This is a genomic window from Synechococcus sp. PROS-9-1, from assembly GCF_014279775.1.
GTDB lineage: Bacteria > Cyanobacteriota > Cyanobacteriia > PCC-6307 > Cyanobiaceae > Synechococcus_C.
Window position 1 is genome coordinate 1045565 of record NZ_CP047961.1, and the last position, 20892, is coordinate 1066456.

The 20892-nt window shown below is 52.6% G+C and carries 20 protein-coding genes; 7 read left to right on the forward strand and 13 right to left on the reverse strand.

Annotated features, from left to right (window positions below):
* Positions 1–826 precede the first annotated feature (826 nt).
* Together lptC and metG are read right to left on the reverse strand one after the other, a co-directional pair.
* Positions 827–2122 (reverse strand): LPS export ABC transporter periplasmic protein LptC, encoded by a 1296-nt coding sequence (lptC, locus tag SynPROS91_RS05560; protein WP_186519097.1) that lies wholly within the window; start codon positions 2120–2122, stop codon positions 827–829.
* Positions 2041–3585, reverse strand: a complete 1545-nt coding sequence (metG, locus tag SynPROS91_RS05565; protein WP_186519099.1) for a methionine--tRNA ligase — start codon at positions 3583–3585, stop codon at positions 2041–2043. The genes lptC and metG overlap by 82 nt, the downstream gene beginning before the upstream one ends.
* 60 nt (positions 3586–3645) lie before the next feature.
* Between metG and SynPROS91_RS05570 the strand changes: the two genes are divergently transcribed.
* Positions 3646–3816, forward strand: a complete 171-nt coding sequence (locus SynPROS91_RS05570; protein WP_186519101.1) for a hypothetical protein — start codon at positions 3646–3648, stop codon at positions 3814–3816.
* Entirely contained in the window at positions 3813–5639 is a 1827-nt protein-coding gene (locus SynPROS91_RS05575) for an FAD-dependent oxidoreductase (protein ID WP_186519103.1), read from the forward strand. Before SynPROS91_RS05570 ends, SynPROS91_RS05575 begins: the two co-directional genes overlap by 4 nt.
* Here SynPROS91_RS05575 and SynPROS91_RS05580 read toward each other — a convergent pair.
* The 3 genes from SynPROS91_RS05580 to rpmG are packed head-to-tail and all read right to left on the reverse strand — an operon-like array spanning position 5636 to position 8152.
* Complete coding sequence (locus SynPROS91_RS05580; RefSeq protein ID WP_186519105.1) at positions 5636–7738, reverse strand: ribonuclease catalytic domain-containing protein; 2103 nt, start codon at positions 7736–7738, stop codon at positions 5636–5638. The genes SynPROS91_RS05575 and SynPROS91_RS05580 overlap by 4 nt on opposite strands.
* Positions 7692–7913, reverse strand: coding sequence for a 30S ribosomal protein S18 (gene rpsR / locus SynPROS91_RS05585; RefSeq protein WP_006041316.1), 222 nt, complete (start codon positions 7911–7913; stop codon positions 7692–7694). The genes SynPROS91_RS05580 and rpsR overlap by 47 nt, the downstream gene beginning before the upstream one ends.
* A gap of 38 nt (positions 7914–7951) precedes the next feature.
* Positions 7952–8152, reverse strand: a complete 201-nt coding sequence (gene rpmG / locus SynPROS91_RS05590) for a 50S ribosomal protein L33 (RefSeq protein ID WP_011619264.1) — start codon at positions 8150–8152, stop codon at positions 7952–7954.
* A 128-nt stretch (positions 8153–8280) separates the two neighbouring features.
* On the opposite strand from rpmG, the gene pheT reads away from it, so the two are divergent.
* Positions 8281–10731 (forward strand): phenylalanine--tRNA ligase subunit beta, encoded by a 2451-nt coding sequence (gene pheT, locus SynPROS91_RS05595; protein ID WP_186519107.1) that lies wholly within the window; start codon positions 8281–8283, stop codon positions 10729–10731.
* Here pheT and rlmD read toward each other — a convergent pair.
* Positions 10709–12103, reverse strand: a complete 1395-nt coding sequence (rlmD, locus tag SynPROS91_RS05600; RefSeq protein ID WP_186519109.1) for a 23S rRNA (uracil(1939)-C(5))-methyltransferase RlmD — start codon at positions 12101–12103, stop codon at positions 10709–10711. The genes pheT and rlmD overlap by 23 nt on opposite strands.
* Before the next feature lie 80 nt (positions 12104–12183).
* Here rlmD and SynPROS91_RS05605 point away from each other — a divergent pair, with 80 nt between their 5' ends.
* Entirely contained in the window at positions 12184–12678 is a 495-nt protein-coding gene (locus tag SynPROS91_RS05605) for an allophycocyanin subunit alpha-B (RefSeq protein WP_186519111.1), read from the forward strand.
* Positions 12679–13472: 794 nt separating this feature from the next.
* Here SynPROS91_RS05605 and SynPROS91_RS05610 read toward each other — a convergent pair.
* Together SynPROS91_RS05610 and SynPROS91_RS05615 are read right to left on the reverse strand one after the other, a co-directional pair.
* Entirely contained in the window at positions 13473–14516 is a 1044-nt protein-coding gene (locus tag SynPROS91_RS05610; RefSeq protein WP_186519113.1) for a molecular chaperone DnaJ, read from the reverse strand.
* A gap of 42 nt (positions 14517–14558) precedes the next feature.
* Positions 14559–16139 (reverse strand): DUF3370 family protein, encoded by a 1581-nt coding sequence (locus tag SynPROS91_RS05615; RefSeq protein ID WP_186519115.1) that lies wholly within the window; start codon positions 16137–16139, stop codon positions 14559–14561.
* A gap of 208 nt (positions 16140–16347) precedes the next feature.
* Between SynPROS91_RS05615 and SynPROS91_RS05620 the strand changes: the two genes are divergently transcribed.
* Positions 16348–16533: a hypothetical protein gene (locus tag SynPROS91_RS05620; RefSeq protein ID WP_186519847.1), complete on the forward strand. Its 186-nt coding sequence runs from the start codon at positions 16348–16350 to the stop codon at positions 16531–16533.
* On the opposite strand, the gene SynPROS91_RS05625 is transcribed toward SynPROS91_RS05620, so the two are convergent.
* From SynPROS91_RS05625 to SynPROS91_RS05635, 3 genes are all read right to left on the reverse strand, one after another.
* Positions 16506–17162, reverse strand: a complete 657-nt coding sequence (locus tag SynPROS91_RS05625; RefSeq protein WP_186519117.1) for a sigma-70 family RNA polymerase sigma factor — start codon at positions 17160–17162, stop codon at positions 16506–16508. The two genes, SynPROS91_RS05620 and SynPROS91_RS05625, sit on opposite strands and share 28 nt — an antisense overlap.
* A gap of 67 nt (positions 17163–17229) precedes the next feature.
* Positions 17230–18117, reverse strand: a complete 888-nt coding sequence (locus tag SynPROS91_RS05630; RefSeq protein ID WP_186519119.1) for an ATP adenylyltransferase — start codon at positions 18115–18117, stop codon at positions 17230–17232.
* The gene (locus SynPROS91_RS05635; protein ID WP_186519121.1) at positions 18107–19027 is read right to left on the reverse strand and encodes a SpoIID/LytB domain-containing protein; all 921 of its coding nucleotides are present in this window, start codon (positions 19025–19027) and stop codon (positions 18107–18109) included. The genes SynPROS91_RS05630 and SynPROS91_RS05635 overlap by 11 nt, the downstream gene beginning before the upstream one ends.
* Before the next feature lie 55 nt (positions 19028–19082).
* Here SynPROS91_RS05635 and SynPROS91_RS05640 point away from each other — a divergent pair, with 55 nt between their 5' ends.
* Positions 19083–19811, forward strand: coding sequence for an SDR family NAD(P)-dependent oxidoreductase (locus tag SynPROS91_RS05640; protein ID WP_186519519.1), 729 nt, complete (start codon positions 19083–19085; stop codon positions 19809–19811).
* On the opposite strand, the gene SynPROS91_RS05645 is transcribed toward SynPROS91_RS05640, so the two are convergent.
* Positions 19793–20200 (reverse strand): DUF2237 family protein, encoded by a 408-nt coding sequence (locus SynPROS91_RS05645; RefSeq protein ID WP_186519123.1) that lies wholly within the window; start codon positions 20198–20200, stop codon positions 19793–19795. The two genes, SynPROS91_RS05640 and SynPROS91_RS05645, sit on opposite strands and share 19 nt — an antisense overlap.
* 111 nt (positions 20201–20311) lie before the next feature.
* Between SynPROS91_RS05645 and SynPROS91_RS05650 the strand changes: the two genes are divergently transcribed.
* Positions 20312–20542, forward strand: coding sequence for a hypothetical protein (locus tag SynPROS91_RS05650; protein WP_186519125.1), 231 nt, complete (start codon positions 20312–20314; stop codon positions 20540–20542).
* Between the two features lie 28 nt (positions 20543–20570).
* On the opposite strand, the gene SynPROS91_RS05655 is transcribed toward SynPROS91_RS05650, so the two are convergent.
* Positions 20571–20843: a DUF4090 family protein gene (locus SynPROS91_RS05655; RefSeq protein WP_186519126.1), complete on the reverse strand. Its 273-nt coding sequence runs from the start codon at positions 20841–20843 to the stop codon at positions 20571–20573.
* Positions 20844–20892: the final 49 nt, after the last annotated feature.

Below are 20892 nucleotides of genomic sequence, written 5' to 3' on the forward strand. Positions count from 1 at the left end.
GCGATGATCACAGTGCCGCCAAAGAAAGCGATGTTTGGGGAGTGGTTCATATCTGGAGGTCAGGATGAAAAGATCTTAGTCAAAGACCTTTACAAACCGTTACCAAAACATTAAGTTCCTCGAGGCGACCTTTGAACGGGATCCGCAAAAAAAAAGGTCCTCGCGAAAGGGGGCTTTTTTATGCCAATTCCTTATTGGCTCGGCTGGGCAGCGACTTGGTTGCTGGCAAGAGCTGGCGAGGTCTGTGGCAATTCTTAGATTGGTCTCAAATGAGACAGACGACAGGTATCTCCAGGAGAAATGATTAATGCATGTTCGAATCCTTCTCATGAGCATCCTTGCTGTCGCTGGTTTCTTGGCTCTTGCAGCTGTTGTTTCTAATGCGCTAATCGAGCACATCTGATCGCTCTCTTGATTACCGTTTGATGGCTGATATCTATTGATTCATTCATCTCTACCTCTTTGCGAGAAGTCTATGCATGCTTCTCGAGAATGATTGGCGGTTTTGGGGATGTATTTTTTGCGAAAGTTGTGTGCTTGTTCGGCGCTTATTTACGCTCTAATCTAGATCGATAATGTGTAACATATGCAGACAGATTAGCCTTAATCCTAAACCCAAGAATAGCTTGAGGTGTAAGTAGCTCAGTGTCGGCTTGTGTTGCTTTAAGTCTAAAGACGCGGCCATTCTCGATTAAGTCTTGAAGTTCCTTTGAAACGAACTGTTCTAGGCGAACTGACTGCGTATCACTTGAGCAACATGCCATAAGCAGAGATGGCAGTTGCTAATGCATCCGGTCGTAAGAATGATTCAGGGAATGAATATCAGTTAAAACAATACTGGAGGTTTGGAACGTTGTGGCTGTTGATCTTGATTGTTTGTTTGCTCCTCAATGCTGAGTTGAGACCGGACTTTGTTACCTGGAGCAGAAAAGATTAGTGCCCCCTCGTCTCCCACAGATCCGCTCAGTGTTTGTGCCTCCGTAATTTGATTGTTGTCATCGCGTTCCAAGCGAACCCCTCCAGTTGCCAACACGTCGTCCGTTTTCCAATTCCAGCGACATTTGCGAGCTTCTAGCAGTTCACCAGGTTGTTGGATTCGACATCCTTCAGGGATCACCACAGCGCTTTGATCCAGTTCAGCAAGGAAACGTTCACCATTGATCTGGGTTTCATTGATCAAGCCTTGAAATGGGTCATTGCTGCTGAGCGTTTGTTGACGGAAATTCCAGCTGGTGTCTTTGGCACGGAGCAGGCCTTTATTTCTTGGCATGGTCACAATTACGGGAGATTTCACCGTGATCACTCCTTTCTGCGTATTTCCGATCAATCCCCGTCCTTCTAGTTGCTCGAGGACAACGCCCTCTTGATCACGACGTTGGCCAAGAACTGGTCCATTCGCTTTAAGTGAGCCACTTTCAAGGTTCCAGAATGCTTTCCCTGTTCTGACAGCTGTATCTGGTTTGACAGTGAGCGCGAGCTTGCCTTTCCAGTGATCCAGTTGAACGGGACCGCTGAGTGTGAGGTCACTTGTATCTTGCCGAAGGACTGCAAAGGTTGCGGTGATTCTCGAACGATCATCAAAAGCCCTTGGCTGTTGTTCCATCACAAGGCGAGAAAGTTGTGGTTGCCAACGCAATCTTTCTCCTTTAATCAATATTTGTTGCCCGTTGATTTGCTGAAGCTTAACATCTCCTTCAAGTATAACTTGTTCTCCATCATTGACGACTACAGCAATGTCAGCCCTAATTTCAAAAGAAGGTTTGTTGTTGTTATAGAGAATCCCAACGGGTTTCTTGGCCCTTACTAATCTGCGAGAGAGTTCATAGCGTGCTTCAGGACTCGAGAGTTTCCAGTCGATATCTCCACTTGTTTTTTTCTGTTCAAGCTCAAGCTTTCGAAACACAAATGGTGGTGGTGCCACTGTTTTCGAACGGTTTCCTGTTGAGGAGCCGCAGCCCAGCATGAAGGTACTGAGAAGCACTGGAGTGATCCAGCTGGTGCTTTTTTGCAAGCTGCCGGAGTGGAATCGCTGAGCGAGAGTCACAGTGCTTCTTCGAGTTCCAGCCGTAGCATCACAGGCTGTGGCGGGGGGAGGGGATGGCCTGATTCGAGGCCTCCCCACACCAGTTGTCCGGACCAGTGTGCCGTATTTGACGGTTGGTTGAGTTGGCTCAGAATCCGTTCGCTCAAATCAGGGACGAGAGGTTGCAGAAGCCATCCCACCAGTCGAGCGCTTTCTAAAACTCCGTATAAGTCCACTGCGACTTGAGCATCCTGGCCACCCTTCTTCATTTTGCTCCAAGGTGCTTGGTCGTTGAGGTATCCGTTCGCTTGAATGGCAAGCTGAAGAATGGCCTCAGCCGCTTTCTGAAAGGCCATTAAGGGCATGGCCTCGCGGACGCAAGCGATTGCCGTTTCGGCAGCTTGGCGTAACGCATGACTATCACTGTCTTTGGACTCAACGATGGGTGCGGACTCGTTAAACCATTTACGAGACATCGAAGAGGTTCGGTTCAGCAAATTACCAATGGTGTTGGCGAGGTCATTGTTGACAAGATCAACAAAACGCTGTTGTTGGAAATCACCATCATCACCAAATTGAATATCGCGTAAGAGATACCAGCGCACGGCATCTTTGCCGCAGCGATTCAAGAGCACATTTGGATCAAGAACATTGCCAATTGATTTGCCCATTTTTTGGCCTTCTCTGGTCAGAAAACCATGCCCGAATACTTTTTTTGGTAGTGGTAAACCGGCTGACATCAACATTGCTGGCCAATACACAGCATGAAAACGCAGGATATCTTTGCCAATCACGTGGTGATCTGCTGGCCAGCCAACAGCTTTTAAGCGCTCAAGGTCAATACTTCCACCGTCATCTAATAGAGCCGTGAGGTAGCCAAGTAAGGCATCGAACCACACATAAAAGGTATGGCCTTGATGCCCTGGTACCGGTAATCCCCAGTCCACATTGACCCTTGAAATGGAAAAGTCGCGCAATCCGCCCGCTACAAAGTTTTGAATCTCTTTGCGACGACTCGCTGGTGCAATGAAATCAGACTGGTTGAGCAGGGTTTCAATTTTTTCTTGGTAGTGAGATAAACAAAAGAAAAGGTTCTCTTCATCTCTCCACTCCAATGTTTTCTGGTGGATGGAACAAGTTGGGTTGACCGCTTCGGCAGGATCATCTTTGAACTCCTCGCAGCCAACGCAATACCAACCGGTTTGACGGCCACTGCGGATATCTCCTGCCTCTTCACAACGTTGAAAAAACTGTTGGACAAGCGGCAAATGGCGTGGTGACGTGGTGCGGACAAATCGATCGTTGCTGATCTCCCATTCGTTCCAAGCCTTTTCGTAGCTCGCTGTTACTCGATTGCAGTGATCGATGGGACTGATTCCTTGTGCAGCGGCTGTGCGTTCAATTTTTTGACCGTGTTCGTCTACACCAGTGACAAACACCACTTCATGACCTTCAAGTCTCTGAAAGCGAGCCAGTGCATCACAGGCAATGGTGGTGTACGTGCTTCCTAAATGAGGTTTGTCGTTGACGTAGTAAAGAGGGGTTGTAAGGGTATAAATCATGGTCGTCTCGGGGTGATCCCCTTCCGGCCTTGGATCCTAACGACCTCCCTTCGCTTCGTCATGCCACTTCCCAACGTTGCGTTCGTCGATGGAGACTTCGATCCTGAGGAACAGAGGCAGCTGACTGAGCAGCTCAGCCAACCTGAACTTGATTTATTCCGGATCTGGGCCGAGGCGCTTCGCCTCAATTGCGATCTGATGAACAGCAGTCGCGATTCGGCTCAGGGATGAGCGCGCAAACTTGCCATAGCCCAGTGGTGGTCTGGGGTGGTGGCACTGGAGGTGTTGCCGCTTCACTCCAGGCTGCTCGATCCGGCGCCAGCACGCTTCTGCTGACCCCTGGTCGCTGGCTAGGGGGAATGGTCAGCACGGCCGGAGTGTGTTGTCCTGATGGAAATGAACTCGCCCCTTGGCAGACCGGATTGTGGGGTGCATTCCTTAGGGCTTTGTATCAAAACGAGCCAGAAGGCCTCGATCAAAACTGGGTGAGTTGCTTTGGCTATCGGCCAACGACGGCTGAGCGGATTCTTCAAAACTGGGTGCAGGCACTCCCGAATCTTCAGTGGTGGGCGGATTGTCAGCTGCTGGATGTGGAACGTTCTGGATCATCTGTACAAGCAGTGCTGATTCAATGCGCTGGCGATGTCTATCGCATTGGCTGTGACGTGGTGATAGATGGTAGTGATCGCGGAGATTTGTTGCCCTTGGCTGAGGCACCCTTTCGTTTTGGTTGGGAGGCTCAAGAGTTGTGGGGGGAGCCGAGCGCTCCTAGTGAGCAGCGGCTTAAGACAGAACGATTTTTTCGTGAGCAGCCAGTGCAATCCCCCACCTGGGTGGTGATGGCTCAGCTTCAGAGCAATCGACTTTTGGCTGATCCCGCTTCAGGGTTTGATCCAAACGGAGCACCGTTGCTGTTACCCGAGCCGTTTGAACAGGCCTGTGCAGCCTTTGGTTTGGAGCGCACCATCAATTATGGCCGCTTGCCTGGGGGATTGGTGATGCTGAATTGGCCCCTGCATGGCAACGATTGGCATCGGGGATTGGAGAGAGCCTTCAACGCGGATCCCAAGGCGGAACAGGAGCTCATGGCTGAGATGCAAGCTCACAGCCTGCATTTTGCGGATGAGCTTCAGCGATGTAGCTCCGGTTGGTTAACGCGGGGAGAGGCGTTCCCCCAGGAGGCAGGAAGCCCAGCTCCCTGGTTGGCTGGAATGCCCTATTGGCGTGAGGGGCGCCGGATGGTCGGTCTCAAGACGGTGATTGAACAGGATCTTCTGCCTCAGACGACCGGTCAATCCATCGCTGCGCTTCCCTTAAATGACGCTGGTGCGTTGGAATCGATTGCTGTTGGCAATTACGCCAACGACCATCACTATCCCGGACCTGATTGGCCACTTGCCCCAAAAAGCTGTCGTTGGGGTGGCCGCTGGTCAGGGACTCCTTTTTGCATTCCTTATCAAGCGCTGGTGAGTGCTGACCTGGATAATTTGCTGACTGCTGATAAGGCTTTCAGTACGAGCCATATGGCCAATGGGGCGACCAGGCTCCAACCTCTTGTCTTTAATGTGGGACAGGCTTCTGGCGCAGCGGCTGCCCTGTCGATTCGGCTCCAATGTCCACTCGCAACTCTGCCCGTTCGTCTCCTTCAAGAGCTCCTAATCGAGGAGCCCACGGCTCCCTCTGGAATTGTTCCGCTCTGGGACACACCTTGGCATCATCCACACTGGCAAAAAAGACAGCGTGCCTGTCTTGAAACCCCTGAGCTCCTCGGCGGTGATGGGTGTTGGCTCGGTTCTGATGCGCAGTCTGAGATGGCACCTCCTCCCCAGCCTCAACAGGCCGTTTGGTCAGGAATGCTGCTGCCTGATGGCCAAGGTGGATACGAATTGGAACTTGTGAGCGGCCGTCGTTGGCCCTTGATTACCTTGGAGCCGGAGCTGAGCGATTGGCTGGCGAATCAGCAACGCCCTAAGGCCATTGAGTTACTCGCAGTCGCCAACCCCTGGGGGCCCTGGTTACGGGGCATCAGCCTGCATGGCTCAAGGGGGAGTTAGTGAGCCGAAGCCACCAGCCTGAGTTGATCGCGCACCGAGTCCACATGCTGCACGTTGATCAATAGGCCCTCGCCCGGTTCTGAATCTCTAGGGCATTCAGCTGCCACATCCATGGCGAGGTCGTCAATGCGCACCAGTCCAAGCTGATCCTGAGGACGCAACCAGCGCAAGAACTGTGCAGCCCACTGCTCCTTGCAATGGTGTTCAAACCACACCTGCTGCCAGTGTCTTTGGTCTTCTCGGGAAATACCAATGCCTTCTCGCACCGCTGCATCGAAGTCACTCAAGAGGGCTTGAAGTGCATCGCGGTCGAGCGGTTCCTCGCCACTGTCACCGTCACTGAGTTGGGCTTGGAATTGCCGCTGTACAACGAGATCCCCGTAGCGACGAATGGGGGATGTGGCTTGGGCATAGGAGGCAAGTCCCAAGCTGAAATGTGCTGCAGGTTGGGTTCCCATCAGTCCGCGACTGAGACAACGCTTGATGGCGGCGAAACGTACGGCTCCATCGGGCAGTGCCTCCAATTCGGAGCTGGGGGGGAGGTCAGCTGGGAGTTGGCTGCGGAAGGGCAAGGCCAGGTCATGCACCTCCGCAATTCTGGCCACCACGGCACCGGCCAAAATCATCGCTTCAGCCACCATTTGCCTTGATCGACCAGGTTCACTGACTTCGAGAGATGGCTGACCATTTCGACAACGAATCCGGCCTTCTGGAAGGTCCATGAGAAGGGCTCCATTGCGTACTCGGCAGCCTCGCCTTCGACTGAGGAGCGCATCCAATTCTGCTAAATCGGTGTCTTCTGGAGGTGCCAATTCGATCAACTCATCGGCGTCTTCGTAGCTGAGGCGATAGGTCGGTTGAACCCAGCTGCGCTGGATCCCGTGATCTCCGAGTTCACCGTCGCTGCTGAGTTCAGCCCAGATGCTCCAGGCAGCCGTTCGCATCCGTGCTCGCAAACTGAAAGGCCCCGTTGACAAGCATTCTGGAAACATCGGCAGATTGCCTTTCGCTAAATAGAGGCTGCTACCGCGGCGTCTGGCTTCGAGGTCGAGGGCTGAGTCTTGATCGATGAGTCGCCCTGGGTCAGCGATATGAATCCAGACTCTTTGAGTGCCATCCTCGCAACGTTCCAGCGCGATCCCGTCATCAATATCTCGAGTGTCTTCATCGTCGATCGTGACGCAGCGCTGATCGCAAAGATCGATGCGCTCGGAGTCACCGGGGCGTTCGCTCGTGTTGAGCTCCACCAAGCGTTCAGCCTCCTCGAGCAGAGCTGAGCTAAATCCTGAAGACCAGGGAGTGCCGGCCATTGATACAAGTTGATGGGGGTCCCAAAGGCCGAGGTCCACCAACAGAAGGCGAACGTCTGCCCTGTCTTGATCTAGGCGCAGCCCCACCAGGCTTTGCTGAACCACCCGGTCAAGTTGTGCGAATTCGAGGGACCCTGAAACCATGTCCTTGAGCTGTTCAAACCTGGCACCAAGAACTGGGGGGAGGCCTTGCAGATCAAGCGGTTGTCGAGCGGTTAATAGCTTTTTCCAATGCTGCTCGATTTGCTGTTCAAGAGTCTTGAGCCGCTGTTGTCGGCGCAGCGGTTTGAGTTCGGCTGCCGAGCGTGCCTTGATCTGATCTTGCTTATAACGGAACCAAAATTGTGGCCCCATTAAGGCCAACCAACACAGGGCCAATTGGCTTGGATTGCTTCCTCCGCAGACCAGATCACTGAAAAAATCAATCTCAACGGTCTCATCCGATTCCAGCAATAGGAGCCATGCTGCGCCCCAGCTGCGACGATCGAGACAAGATGGGTGGACCTGCTCGGATTTGAGATGCCATGGAGAAGCCCCCAGGCCATCGGGAAGCTCAGCTCCGGATGGCAGGGGGCAAATGAGATCCAATTGCCGCTGAGGTAAGACAACGGATTTGCGATCAAATCCAAGCTTCAAGCGCGCTTTGCTGCCTTGAAGAGATTCGACGACAGCAAGTTGGTTCCCCTTCGACTCTTGGACGCCGACAAGATCTCCTGGTTGGAGAGAGGACGAAGCCAGTGGATCAGCCTTCGGGGTTGACGAAGGGCAGCAACGCCACGATGCGAGCACGCTTTACCGCATTGGTCAGGTCGCGCTGCTGCTTAGCAGTCAGCCCAGTCAGACGACGAGGAAGAATCTTTCCTCGCTCGGTGATGAATTTTTTAAGTAGATCCACATCTTTGTAATCAATGGGATCTCCAGGTTTGATCGGAGAAAGACGCTTCTTAAAGAAGGAACTAGACATAACTCAGGAAAGCTGTTGAACGATGAACACCTGCAAAATCACTTGATTTCCTTGTGGAGAGTCATTTTGTTGAGCTGGGGACAGAATTTCATGATCTCCAGCCGCTCAGTGGTGTTCCGTCGGTTCTTCTCCGTCGTGTACCTAGACACACCGGGAGAACGCTTTTCGGAGGCGGAGGCGGACCGGCATTCAGTGCACTCGAGAGTGATCACGATCCGGACGCCCTTGTTTTTAGCCATAAAGGACGTTGCGCCGCAGAAGCGAAGCGTAGTAACAAACAACGAGTTTACATCTTCAACTGACACTAGAAAGAGTTTTGATGATGGCTCGGAGCTTCGTAGGATCGCCATTCGATTGAATCGTTGACGTGCGGGTCTCCCTTTCCTGGTTGCAGGATCTCGTCCAGGTAACTGAAGCCGCGGATCAACTCGGCGAACGCCTCTCCATGGCTGGCTTTGAGGTCGAGGAGATCGATGATTTGAGTCGCTTGGCCCAAGGCGTCGTAGTGGGCCATGTTCTGGAGCGTGACAAACATCCCAATGCCGACAAACTCAGTGTTTGTGTTGTGGATATTGGGGCGGAGAAAACGGTTCAGATCGTTTGTGGTGCCAGCAATGTACGGGCAGGAATTCATGTTGCTGTAGCGACCATTGGCGCCGTTCTTCCTGCGGTCAATCTCACGATTAAGGCTGGTGAGCTGAGGGGGGTCGCGAGTCAAGGAATGATTTGTTCGCTGGCCGAGCTCGGGCAACCCACCGACGTTGACGGCATTGCTGTCTTAGACGATCTGCTTGAAGGCCTGCCAGCACCTGGTACGGCAGTGGCATCTTGCCTCGGTTTGGATGACACCGTTCTGGAATTGGCAATCACCGCGAATCGGCCAGATGGCCTTTCGATGACAGGAATTGCAAGGGAAGTGGCGGCACTGACAGGTGCCGCCCTGCAGTTGCCAAAGCCAGTTGCTCCGCAGTCGATAGCTGATTTGAACCCCTCAGCCGACCATGCTGCCGCCATGAAAGAGGGGGGTGTGTACGCCTTGACCGAAGTGAGTGGTCTCGATGGTGGGAAAGATGCTCCTGTCTGGCTCCAACAAAGACTTCTCCGCGCCGGGGTGAAACCCGTTAACGCGATTGTGGACATCACCAATCTGGTGATGTTGGAACAAGGTCAACCTCTTCATGCTTTTGATCTCGATGCCTTGGAGCGGCTATGTGGCAGCGACCTGAAGCCAGCTGATTTTGGCCTTAGGCAAGGGCGGGACAAGGAACTCTTTACGGGATTGGATGGCCGCACCATCGAGGTTGACGAACGCGTTCAGTTGGTTACCTGTCGTGATCGACCGGTTGCGATTGCGGGGGTGATCGGTAGTGCTGAGAGCGGAGTGACGGCCACGACCACCAAAATCTGGTTGGAGTCAGCCCTGTTCACTCCCGCCTCGATTCGCAGCAGCAGTCGTGCAACAGGGTTGCGCACGGATGCCAGTTCTCGTTACGAAAAGGGGTTACCGCGTCAGATCACCTTGCCTGCAGCGGGTCGTGCACTCGAACTGATGGAACAGCTCCTAGGCGGAGTGGCAGGCCGCAGTTGGCAGTGCTGTGCCGAAGAAGGCCCGGAACCCGTGGTGACGCTTCGCCGTCATGCTCTTCATCAACTTCTAGGTCCTTTGGCTTCTGAAGACGAGGAGGGATCCGATGTGAGTGATCAACAGGTAGAGGATTGTCTTTCCGCACTCGGCTGCCACCTCAGCACTACTGAGGATGGCTGGACGGTGGTTGTACCTCCCTCCCGTCGGATGGATCTTCTTCGCGAGGTGGATCTGATCGAGGAGGTGGCTCGTCTTGTTGGTTTCGACTGTTTTGGGGCCCACTTGCCCGATCCCCTGGCTCCTGGTGGTCTTACGGACATGCAGCAGGCGGAGCGTCGGTTGCGTCGCCGCCTTTGCAGTGCTGGCCTCCAAGAGATCACTTGCTTATCGCTTACAGGGGCGGACGCCGATGATCCGAATCGGATTCCAATCAGTAATCCTCTATTGGCGGAAACCAGCCATCTCAGAACCGCGCTCTGGCAGGAGCATCTCCAGATTTGCCAACGCAACCTTCAGGCTTCTCAACCCGGTTGTTGGCTGTTTGAAATTGGTCATGTTTTCCATCCCCAGGACAGAGAGATAGTGCAGACAGCACGTCTTGGCGGCGTGATTTGCGGAGAACGGCGTGTTTCACGCTGGGCGACCAGCGGCAAGGCACTCGCTCCGGATTACTTCATGGCTCGCGGAGCACTCGCCACTGTTTTGAACTCCATGGGTCTTGAAACCCAAGACCGGCCCTTATCTGACGACTCGCGTCTTCATCCGGGGCGGGCTGCAGCGGTGGTGGTGGAAGGCCGAACCCTTGGTTGCTTTGGTCAGCTCCATCCGGTGTTGTGTGCTCAGTACGAGCTCCCCGACGCCACCTACCTGTTTGATCTTGATCTTCACCGTCTTCTTGAAGCGGTGACGCGTCGCAATCGCTGGGTGCCTTCCTTTAAAGCGTTCTCAACACTTCCAGCGATGGAAAGGGATCTCGCGATGCTTGTTCCGAAAACATTGCCAGCTGCAGATTTGATGCAGGCCATCCGTAAAGCAGGTAAGCCACTTCTAGAAAGTGTTGAGTTGATCGATCGGTTTGAAGGTGGTCAACTGCCTGATGATCAATGCAGCCAAGCCTTCCGACTTCGCTACCGAGGCAAAGACAGCACGCTCACGGATGAGCAATTGCAGCCAGTGCAAGACAAAGTTAGACAGGCTTTGGTTCAACAATTCAAGGTTGAACTTCGCAGTTAATGCGCTCCATGAGGACAAGGCATTCCAGATGGGTTGTTTGGGGAAAAAAGTCCACGGGATGAATGCGATCAATGGCATAGGGACCGCTCTCTGAGACCAGTCTCTTGAGGTCCCTTGCCAGGGTTGCCGAGTCACAACTCAAGTAGGCCAGGCTTTTGGGTGGACAATTCAAAATGGCGTCAAGCACATCCGGAGCCAATCCTTTTCGCGGTGGGTCCACCACAAGAGCATCATGATCTGGAAGGTAATTGCTCAGCAGCAAGGCCACATCACCAGCTTCAAAGCTGGCATCAGTGATTCCATTCAAAGCCGCGTTTTGTTGTGCCTGTTGAACAGAGGCGGGATTGATTTCAAGACCAACCACACCAATTCCAGCTGCAGCAATCGGCAAGCTGATGGTTCCGATACCGCAATAGGCATCAATTAAGCGATTGCAATCCTTACGCGCGAGAAGCCAATCACGCAAAACAATCACGATCTGCTCGGCACGAGCGGTGTTGATTTGGAAGAAGGTGGTGGTTCCAAGAAGGAGCTGAAGATCGCAGAAACGCTCGCTGATGCAATCTCGACCAGCGAGGGTGTGGGTGATCGCACCGAGGACGGTATTGCTCCGTCGCGGTTGCAGGTTCAAGGTCACACCGCTTACGGCAGGCCAACGGTTCATCCACTCCACGGCCAGCTCTTTCACACCGTTGAGTTCGCTCGTTGCACTGACCAATGTGATCAACAGTTCCCCGGTTCGCACGCCAACGCGCAAGCCGAGATGGCGAAGACCGAGTTCGCCGTGTAAATCAGCATCAGCGGGCCAACCACTGGCTTCAAGATCTTGTTTCAGGGGTTTGATGAGGGCATCGATGCGTGGGTCTAAAACAGGACAACGATTGAGGTTCACGATGCGATGGCTTCCGCGTCGGTAGTAACCCAAACGCAGCTGATCGTTTTGTCGAAGCAGAGGAATGAGGGCTCTATTGCGGTAGCCCAAGTGTTCAAGATCGTGATGGATTGGGGCAGGCGACTGGATGTCGATCCCACCGATTCGTTTCAGGGTCTGTTCAAGTCGCGTGCGCTTCCATTCCGCTTGAACACTTTCCTCGAGGTGTTGCAGTGAACAACCCCCACAGTCTTTGGCAAGGATGCACGGAGGTTTCCTCGCACCTGGAGCTGCAACGATCGTTTTGAGATGGCGCGCAAACCATTGCGACTTCTTGCGTTGTAGCAATTGCACCTGGGCCTCTTCACCTGGAAGCAACTGGGGAACAATCACCACCCAGCCTTGCCAGCGTGCGAGTCCGAGGCCCTGGTGATTGAGATCGATCCCCAGAACAGTGATGATTTGACCAGCTACTGGTGGGTCGCTTAAGGACTGGGCCATTGCAAAGGCGTAACACCAATCGCTGCAACTGCATGCGAAGCGATCGATAGCTCTAGACTCATTCAAGCTTGCCAGCTGACATGAGCGTTGTTCGGGATCTGATTCTCAAAGCAGATGACGATCTGCGTTACCCAAGCAGCGGTGAACTGCGATCAATGGTTGATTTCCTCAGCCAGGGGTCGATTCGTTTATCTGTTGTTCGAAGTCTCACTGAGAACGAGAAAAAAATCATCGATGAATCAGCGAAACAGCTGTTCACTCGTAAACCTGAATACGTTGCTCCTGGAGGCAACGCCTTCGGTCAGAAGCAACGTGCCCAGTGCCTGCGTGACTACAGCTGGTATTTGCGCCTTGTCACCTACGGAGTTCTTGCTGGCAGTACAGAGCTGATTCAACAGATTGGTCTTGTGGGTGCCCGTGAGATGTACAACAGCCTTGGCGTTCCCATGCCTGGAATGGTGGAAGCCATGCGCTGCATGAGAGAGGCGTCCTTGGCCCTCCTTTCCGAAGACCAGCAAGCCGTCGCATCTCCTTACTTTGATTACCTCATTCAAGGAATGCAGACTTCGACCTAAACCGTCTTGCTTTCATCTGTTAGCCGCCCATAGAGGCGGCTTTTTTAATGCAAACGACATTCAAAAATGGATTGCATGCGTCTCAGGTGAGACACTTCATGAGTCCATTTAATAGTCTTAGCTTGGACCTCTGAGAAACACATTTGATTGCTGAGGGCGGGCATGCCTTGCTCTACTGAGTCTGGCTTTTCATAGCGGATTTCAGCTGCGCTTCCCTTCAAAGCGAATCTCGTTTCGGTAGGAATGATCCACACAATCTTTGTTTCATGTCGAGCAAATAAGACTCTTGCTGAGTCTAGAAATAAGACTCATCTGAGGCTGTTGACTCATTAGTTTGATGCGGCGAAAGCTTGCGCCACTGCTTCCATCCCGCGCAAGGGGATCCAGGTTAGTGAGCTGGCAAGGTCGACCATTGTTCTTGCGTCACTGTGTCTACAGCAGGTACGCAAGCTTTAAAAACGAAGCTACAACTTGTATTTGCGTTGGCCAAGAATTGCTTGGACATTGGATTGTCAGGCTTGGACAGGATGTAGGCGGTCATTCGGTTGGTCTTTGATGCCCAACTGGTCTTTAGACCTTGATGATCTATTGCTTGTTGTTGGCTCATTCAAGGAAGGGGGTATTACAGGCGTATGCATTTAAAACAATGGAAAAATGAGTTCATAACAACAAGCCCTTCTGGGTCTCGGATGGGACTCTTACTTAGACCTGCGGCAAGACTCAATTGAGACGAATAATTCTCTTTTGTCTAGCCTGAGTCTTGTGATGCGTCTAGTCTTGGTACTCAGTTGAGACTATTGAGGCTCTTTGTCCCTGTAGAGCTCCCGAAGCATCTGATAGGCCTCATTCAGTCGTCTCATGCCATCCGTAGATCCACCGGCATCTGGGTGCGCTTCGATCGCTTTTTTCTTGTATGCGTCACGGATGGAACGCAGCGTTAGGGAAGCTCCAGCTTGCGTGGGTAGATCTAGCAATCTCAGCGCGCCATGCAGGGTCATGGTGGATTCCAAGGTTTCAAATGACGTCACACGCCGACTCCGTTTGAAGCGGTTCACAAAGCGACGAATCAAAGTTGGGATGCGATCCTCCACGCTGCCTGCGGCAAATGGATCTTCGAGAACTGCAGCAGCGACAATCACATGTTCAAATTTTGGAGACTGTACGGACCAATCAGCGCAGACATCCTGCATCGATTGGTTCACCTGGCTCCAGGTGAAGGTGCGTCCCTCACTTCCATCCAATTGGGGCCAAATATCTCGGGCCATCCAGAGCATCACAGCCTCAAGAACCGTTGCTCCTGGCATGGATCCATACAAACTGGTCCAATGATCGATGGCTTTATTGCAGCAAGCGGTTAGGTGATCGAAGCTCACCACAGGGACAAAGGGACTATCACGCCGATCTTCTTGTGTTTGAGGCTGTTGCAGGCTGGTTCGGATCGCCTGCGTACGGCTTCGCACAAATCCAGGTAAGTCGATGCCACGACTTTTTGTGCTGCTCTCCCTCGCTTGAATGGTGTCGGGGGTGAGCACTGAAGCTGCGTCTTGCTCCTTCGGGTCTTGACTACTGCGAACCAAGACGATGGCCCGGTCTTCGTCGTAAGAGGGTTCTGATGGTGGCTGGTCTCGCTGTAATTCGATAGCAGCAGCAGAGGTGGCCACGGATAAGACCCCTGGATCCTCGTTGTCGCCAGAGTCGAAATCTGTCTCATCAGTCCAGATTTCTTCCAGCAATCGCGTTAAGCAATCGCCTCTGGACCTGATGCACCACTCTTTCTTCAGCTCGTCGAGGCGGCCAACGAGATGATCAGGAAGTTCAAGTGTGATCCGACGCCCCATTCAACCTGCCGCGATGATTCGAGTAAAACCGATGCGCGAAGCCTATCGACCTTGTAGTCGGCGTACCCATTCCTTTTGAGCCTTGATTGCATCGCTATAGCGCTTCTCTAATGACTCATTAACGCGCTGAGGCATGATCATCGCTGCTGGTAACCGATTGGCACCACTTGATGGTGCTGCAATGGCCTGAGCCGAAATCCTTGGGGCTGGTTTGGGATCGGTCTGAGGTGTGGCTTGAGGAAGAGACGTTCTGATGATCTGCTTTGGATTGTTGTTGGTGACTTGAATAAATTTCGGCTGTGCCTGGGTCGCCGGTGGAGGCGTTGACGGAACAACCTTGCGTGTTTTTGCCACTGCTTCAGATTTTTTTGCTGCTTCAACAAAATCTTCACGACGACGAAGCATGGCGAGCTGGGTTGTTGGAACCACGCTTAGCAAGTGCCCTGGCGTGGCATCCGCTGGATAAACAACGCTCACCGTGATGGGATTGACAGCATTTGCCTGAACATTAATTGCACCGAGGGGCAGGCTTTCTCCTGATTTCATCCCGACATGAACTTCTCGATACCCTTCGGTACTTTTAATTCCGATCGATCCTCGGAATGCGGTGAATGGTTTTCGACCGGATGCCACGGGATGGCTTAAAACCAATTCGTGAGTACCAACGCCAGACAGATTTAGTTCAACATCAAATCGCACGCCATAGGTGCCAATATTGTTCAGAGCAGAATCAATCATTCGTGTTGATAATTGATTAACCTGTATGTCGCTCGTTCCAAAGTGGTGCCTGCGAGTACTTGTTAATGGAATGTGTAATGCACCTTGTGAGAGATCATGATTAATTGAGGCCTTATACTCATCACCAAGGGCAACACCAGCAACTCTTGAAAAGACTTTTCCAGTACTGATCTCATTGAGACGCTTCAAATAAACGCGTCCTGGGGCTAGTTTATTGTTCTCAAGAACGGAGATAAGCTCTTGATCTTGGTTGGTTTCCTCTGCCGCTATCACAGCAAGCTGGAAAGGCCCGTTACTACGACCTCTCAACAGCCCGTTCATAATTCCCCTAGCAGGAAGAATTGAACTCACAATCACTTTGCTACTTCGAGCAGGAATCGTTATTTCCCGTGGGAGTTTTCGATCAAGCTCTCCTCGCAGCATTTGCACAGCTGTAGCGTCACCCGGGCCAGTATTCCAAGGGCGACGTCCCAGGGTTTTCACCCCCATCAAACGGTTGGGATGATAAGGAGCTTCGAAACTGTTTTTTACAGAACCTCGTTTAAACTTAAGGATAACGGGTTTGTTGCCTGGGTTGATAGCGATTGCTGCAACCGTAAGCAATCCTCTTGCCCGACTTCCACCTAATTTACTGCTATCTTGAGGGTAATACTTATGGTGCATATGCAACCCGAATTCGCCGTTAAATGTGAACTCAGCATTCTTTAGGGGCTGGCTGTTTTCGGCGGTGGTAGCAGAACCTGGGGCTGTAGTAACGAGGATCCCTGGCCCTTTGACAATTTCGGGTTGGTTGGAATGAAGGACTGGAACGTTATTGAAGGTGCCATTGAGAGCACGAGCTCTTTGTCCAGCCATTAAGGGCACATAGGCGTGCGCCTGTTCCATGACGCCAAAATCGCAGGTCGCAATTGCGACGCCGATTAGGACCAGTTTTGGTAATCGGTGAGACACGCGAGACTGGCTTTTGAGCAATGTGGCTTGTGTTCTTCGCTAGTTCCAAACTAATCGTCTGGTTCAGAAGCGCCACATGTGTGTTGGCAGTCCCGATTTCTGGAACAATTCGCCAGGATTATGGAAAAGCTTGTGTCTGCTCATGCTGCCTCCTTTCTTCTGTCAGCCTTCGTGTGAGTCCAGTTCTTGGCGTAGTCATCACCAGCAACGCAAGTTGGAGATGCTCCGTTTCTGGCGTGATGGTCTTGAGCGTCAGCTTGCTGCCGTCACTGCAGCGATGACCACACTTGAGGGTCAAATTCAGCGCGACCACAGCGACGAATCCTGATCGACAAGTTCATGTCGCAACTGGGCTAGGGCCCGTTTCAGCCTTCGCTGCATTGTCATTGCGCTGACACCCTGCTTGTTTCCAGCACCACGGAGGCTGGCACCTTCGATCACCACCTCAATGAGCGCCCTTTGCTCTAAGGGCGCTAATCCATTGATCGCTTTCCTGATCCGACGGGCGCTTTCCTGCATCAGCATTGGTTGCCATCCAGGTTGCTCTGCTGCCACCCTGGCTTCGTCCAAGGGTTCCCATGATTGACGTCGGCGATAGGCCTGGACGTTGACTTCCATCTCCGCTGACATCGCTTCACCTTGTTGCGTTGCAGAGGAACCATTTTTAATTGTGGTCTGGGCTTGCTCTTGGAGACGTCTTGGCAGTCGAACCAGTCCCACGCTGTCTCTGAGGTAGTGAAGGATGGCTCCCCTGATGTGTGGCCTTGCGTATACCTCAAATGGCTTGTCTTGGTCTTGCTGATACCCCTCTGCGGCACGCAATAAGCCAAGCCTGCCCACCTGTTTGAGATCATCTCGATCCGTGCCCGATCGTTTGGCGTAATGGCCAGCAATTGGATCGACCAGTTTCAGATGATGCTCAATCCTTTTGTTTCTGATCTTGTGGCTCTTGTTCATGGCTGTTGTTGAAGAATTTAGGGCGGTGTCGGCCGGTTGTCCTTCTTCAGACAGACAGCTATAGGGGTTACTCCACAACCGTATTTTCACGGATTTCGAGAACGACTTCACGCAATAAGGCCTCGGGTCCGTAGGTCTTCAGCCAGTTCAGATCAGCGCTTGCAGTGGCCAAGAGATATCCAGCAAATCCAAGCGCATTGATGCTGAAACCCGCAGCACCTTCACGTCGACGCCTCACCATCGCTATCCATCGAGGAGTTATTAACAGGTTGTAAAAAGACCTTGGGCGTTGATCTTGAGAGGGATGCCCAATCCCTAGCTGTCTAGAGAGTGACAGATAGCATTGATAGAGGTGTTGAGCCTGTTCATCGTTATCCTTTTCATGACTTAATCGCGAGACAACGGCGCAGCAGTTCAGCAAGGAATCGCTGGTTGTTTCGATTGTTCTTTGCGATGACAATCGTTTTTGAAACCATAGATCTCTGGGACAACTTGTCTCGTCTTTGTTGCGCGGCAGAAGCTGAAGATGTCGATGGGGTTGACTCGCTCCTGCGATTGGTCCGCTGTTGAAAAACCACAGCCCAGATGTGTCATGGTCAACTTGAACTAAAGCGCTCCAGTCAGCCAATGTGAGCCAACCATCCTGGGCGGCCCAATCGGCAGTAATCAGAAGCATATGTCCGCGTTGGACCGGATATTTGTTCAGAATGACCGTATGACCTGGATTCAATCGTGCCACCTCAAGTTGTGGATCCCATGGTCGAAAAGGATTGGGTTTAGGTCCCTCTCTCTTTAAATGTTTGGGCAAGCGACTTTCTAGAGTTCTCAGCTCAAAATTTGATTCTGGACTGCTAATAAGATGTTCTAACGAGGTGCTGAGTGGTACGAGAGCTCCAGACTTAATTGCCCTTTTGCTTTGCTCGAGCGCACGATTCCAGTAAGTCTCAGTTCCCATTTGTTTTGAGCCTCGCCAAGGATGCGCCTACGTAATAACGACGAAGGATTTCGTTAAACTTGAGCCCATTCATGGCCATGTTTTGTGCTCCGTGCTGACTCATACTTGCTCCCAAATGGCTGTGCGCTTCAGCGGCGATTTCACTGGTTGAAGCGTACAGAGATTCCACTAAACCTCCTTGAAAACTGAGCACTAAACCCTGGGTCGCTTTCGTTGCTGCTGCCGTCGGCTCGGTTTGACTATTGAGGCCTCCATAGGCTTGCCAACGGGTCGTATCACCAAGATTGAAATCAGAATCTGCAGGACGCACAAGATGCACGAGGGCATAGGACCGTGCGGCCACAGCTTGTGCCTTTAACGCTTCAGGATTCCAGTGACTCGGCATCTCCGCCCCAACCACAGAGGCAACGTAACGTTCAAGAGGGAGTTGGTTGATGACAATCCCACCGCCACCTCTGTTCAGAAAGTAAACCGTCTTAGGATAGGGGCGTTCATTCACAATTACGGCACCATCTTGACCGGACTGGCATGTCACTAAATATGAACGACGACTGGTAATTACCTTCGTCAGGGTTCTTTTTTGAACGATTACACCATTTCTAAATCTGCACTCTGCCTGTCCTGATAAATCTACGGAACGGGGTGGCGATTGACTTAATAACGCAACGCGCACAATCGGGTTGCTAGGAGCACCTATTGGCTTGAAATCTGGAGTTTGGTGGAACAGCGAATTGGATGGTTTGGGTGGATTTTCAGAGGAATCAGCAGACGAGTGAACAAGTTGGTGATCTGTTGAGGAGCTCTCTAACAGCGTTTCAAGGGTGGTTTGTTGGCTTCGCTGTTGTTCCAACTGTCCAATCGCTTGGACGCTCCAGGCGACCACAGCAATCAGCCCCGCAGTGGCGGACATGCCCAGCAACAGTGGGGTGAGCTGTCTCACTGTCCCTCGGACAACGCTTTTGATCATGCCTGATATCAACAGAGTTGCTTGGATTGGCCGTGCATTGATCGTTGGTCGTGGTGGTCTCGGCGCGGCACTTGCACAGGAACTGCAACGCCGTCAGCCCGCTTTGGCGGTCATGCTCTGCGGTCGGACCGTGAGTTCAGCCAATGATTGGTTCGTGGATCTTGAGTCCCCCCAGAGCCTTGAGGTGTTGTCTCAGAGGCTCCTGGAGGATCCCCAGCCCCTGCGTTTGGTGATCAATGCCACTGGGAGACTCCATGGAGGCTCACTAAGCCCTGAGAAGCGTCTGCAGCAGGTTTGTGCTGATCAGTTGATGGAATCCTTTGCGATCAATGCTGCGGGCCCTCTTCTCTTGGCTAAAGCGATCGAGCCAGCCTTGAAGCGTGATCGCCCTTTTCACTTTGCGAGTCTCAGTGCGCGGGTCGGGAGCATCGGCGACAACAGAAGTGGAGGCTGGTACGCCTATCGCGGAGCCAAAGCAGCCCAGAACATGTTTTTGCGTTCGTTGAGTGTGGAGTGGGCGCGGCGTTTTCCACTTGCCACAGTCACGATGCTGCATCCAGGCACTACAGATACAGCGCTTTCTAAGCCGTTTCAAGATTTTGTTCCGCCAGACCGTCTGTTCAGTCCTCAAAAAGCGGCCTCCCTGTTGCTCGATGTTTTGCTTGAACAGACATCAGACGACAGTGGCCGTTTCCTGGCTTGGGATGGTCAGGAGATTCCTTGGTGAGCGTGCGTTTTGAGGACGTCCAAAGGGATCACCTGCAGCGCTGTGTGTTCAGTTGCTTCGAGTCGTACCGGCGGTGCCATTCCGTCGTCATAGGCCTGTTTCCAGCGTGGGGCGCAGACACACCAGTGATCGCCAGGCTTGAGACCTGCGAAGCCGAAATCGGGCATGGGAGTGCTCAGGTCATTGCCCTGGGCCTTGCTGTAGTTCAGAAATCGTTCTGACATCACGCAGCAGACGCTGTGTTGCCCCAAGTCGCTGGGATCGGTGCGGCAATGTCCATCTCGAAACCAACCTGTCATCGGCTCACAACTACAGACTTCAAGAGCACCACCTAAGACATTCAGATCACCCTGCTCAACTGGCTTTTGCTCTTGTGGTTGTGATGGCATTCGTTTGCATTTTCTACCAGGAGTCTGCCGAACGACTGGCACATTCCGAGACGAGATAGTTGACGGATCACGGGGGTCAGGCGTTAAAGGTCGTTCAGTTATGCCTCCTCGATGGATTGGGAGTTCACTGAAGACGCGGCGTTCATCGCCCTCTGCGATTCGTTCCGCGAAAGTGGCGAGTCATCGGCTATCGAGTTCCTCGCCAATGGCGAAGGAGCCTTCCACTTTCAGGATCTTGCGCAGAACGCTGCGGGAGAAGGATTTGATTTGAGCGAGTCCAGTGCGCTGGATGAATTTCAGCAGGACGTGATCGACACGATGGAAAAGCTCTGCCAGGAGTGATCCTGCAGAGCTCAAATTGAATCGGCTCTCAGCTGAAGTAAAAGCTGATTTCCTTGTCCTTCAGGCCTTCCCAGCCAGCCTCGATTAATCGGGTGTTCAGGACGTCCTGGCTGAAATGTTTGGCACCCGTGCGCACGATGCGATTTCTCATCGACTTACGCACTCCACTGCGTTTTCGTTGTGCCTCTTGATCCATGACCTCGCGATAAAGAGTGAGCATCGCTTCTGGAAGAGGGCTCCCATCGATGTCCAATCCAGCCTTAATCGCGTTGTCGATGGCGTCGGGGCCGCTGAAGTCCATGGGAGCGAGTGCAGTGCCTCAGAAGTCTGAGGCACCACATTTCTGCGTT

What these genes read in the sequence shown, in the direction of transcription:
- metG (WP_186519099.1), bottom strand. Translation starts at nt 3,585, where the DNA reads ATGATTTATACCCTTACAACCCCTCTTTACTACGTCAACGACAAACCT.
- SynPROS91_RS05570 (WP_186519101.1), top strand. Translation starts at nt 3,646, where the DNA reads ATGCCACTTCCCAACGTTGCGTTCGTCGATGGAGACTTCGATCCTGAG.
- SynPROS91_RS05575 (WP_186519103.1), top strand. Translation starts at nt 3,813, where the DNA reads ATGAGCGCGCAAACTTGCCATAGCCCAGTGGTGGTCTGGGGTGGTGGC.
- rpsR (WP_006041316.1), bottom strand. Translation starts at nt 7,913, where the DNA reads ATGTCTAGTTCCTTCTTTAAGAAGCGTCTTTCTCCGATCAAACCTGGA.
- rpmG (WP_011619264.1), bottom strand. Translation starts at nt 8,152, where the DNA reads ATGGCTAAAAACAAGGGCGTCCGGATCGTGATCACTCTCGAGTGCACT.
- rlmD (WP_186519109.1), bottom strand. Translation starts at nt 12,103, where the DNA reads ATGGCCCAGTCCTTAAGCGACCCACCAGTAGCTGGTCAAATCATCACT.
- SynPROS91_RS05605 (WP_186519111.1), top strand. Translation starts at nt 12,184, where the DNA reads ATGAGCGTTGTTCGGGATCTGATTCTCAAAGCAGATGACGATCTGCGT.
- SynPROS91_RS05610 (WP_186519113.1), bottom strand. Translation starts at nt 14,516, where the DNA reads ATGGGGCGTCGGATCACACTTGAACTTCCTGATCATCTCGTTGGCCGC.
- SynPROS91_RS05615 (WP_186519115.1), bottom strand. Translation starts at nt 16,139, where the DNA reads ATGGAACAGGCGCACGCCTATGTGCCCTTAATGGCTGGACAAAGAGCT.
- SynPROS91_RS05620 (WP_186519847.1), top strand. Translation starts at nt 16,348, where the DNA reads ATGCTGCCTCCTTTCTTCTGTCAGCCTTCGTGTGAGTCCAGTTCTTGG.
- SynPROS91_RS05625 (WP_186519117.1), bottom strand. Translation starts at nt 17,162, where the DNA reads ATGAACAAGAGCCACAAGATCAGAAACAAAAGGATTGAGCATCATCTG.
- SynPROS91_RS05630 (WP_186519119.1), bottom strand. Translation starts at nt 18,117, where the DNA reads ATGGGAACTGAGACTTACTGGAATCGTGCGCTCGAGCAAAGCAAAAGG.
- SynPROS91_RS05635 (WP_186519121.1), bottom strand. Translation starts at nt 19,027, where the DNA reads ATGTCCGCCACTGCGGGGCTGATTGCTGTGGTCGCCTGGAGCGTCCAA.
- SynPROS91_RS05640 (WP_186519519.1), top strand. Translation starts at nt 19,083, where the DNA reads ATGCCTGATATCAACAGAGTTGCTTGGATTGGCCGTGCATTGATCGTT.
- SynPROS91_RS05645 (WP_186519123.1), bottom strand. Translation starts at nt 20,200, where the DNA reads ATGCCATCACAACCACAAGAGCAAAAGCCAGTTGAGCAGGGTGATCTG.
- SynPROS91_RS05650 (WP_186519125.1), top strand. Translation starts at nt 20,312, where the DNA reads ATGGATTGGGAGTTCACTGAAGACGCGGCGTTCATCGCCCTCTGCGAT.
- SynPROS91_RS05655 (WP_186519126.1), bottom strand. Translation starts at nt 20,843, where the DNA reads ATGGACTTCAGCGGCCCCGACGCCATCGACAACGCGATTAAGGCTGGA.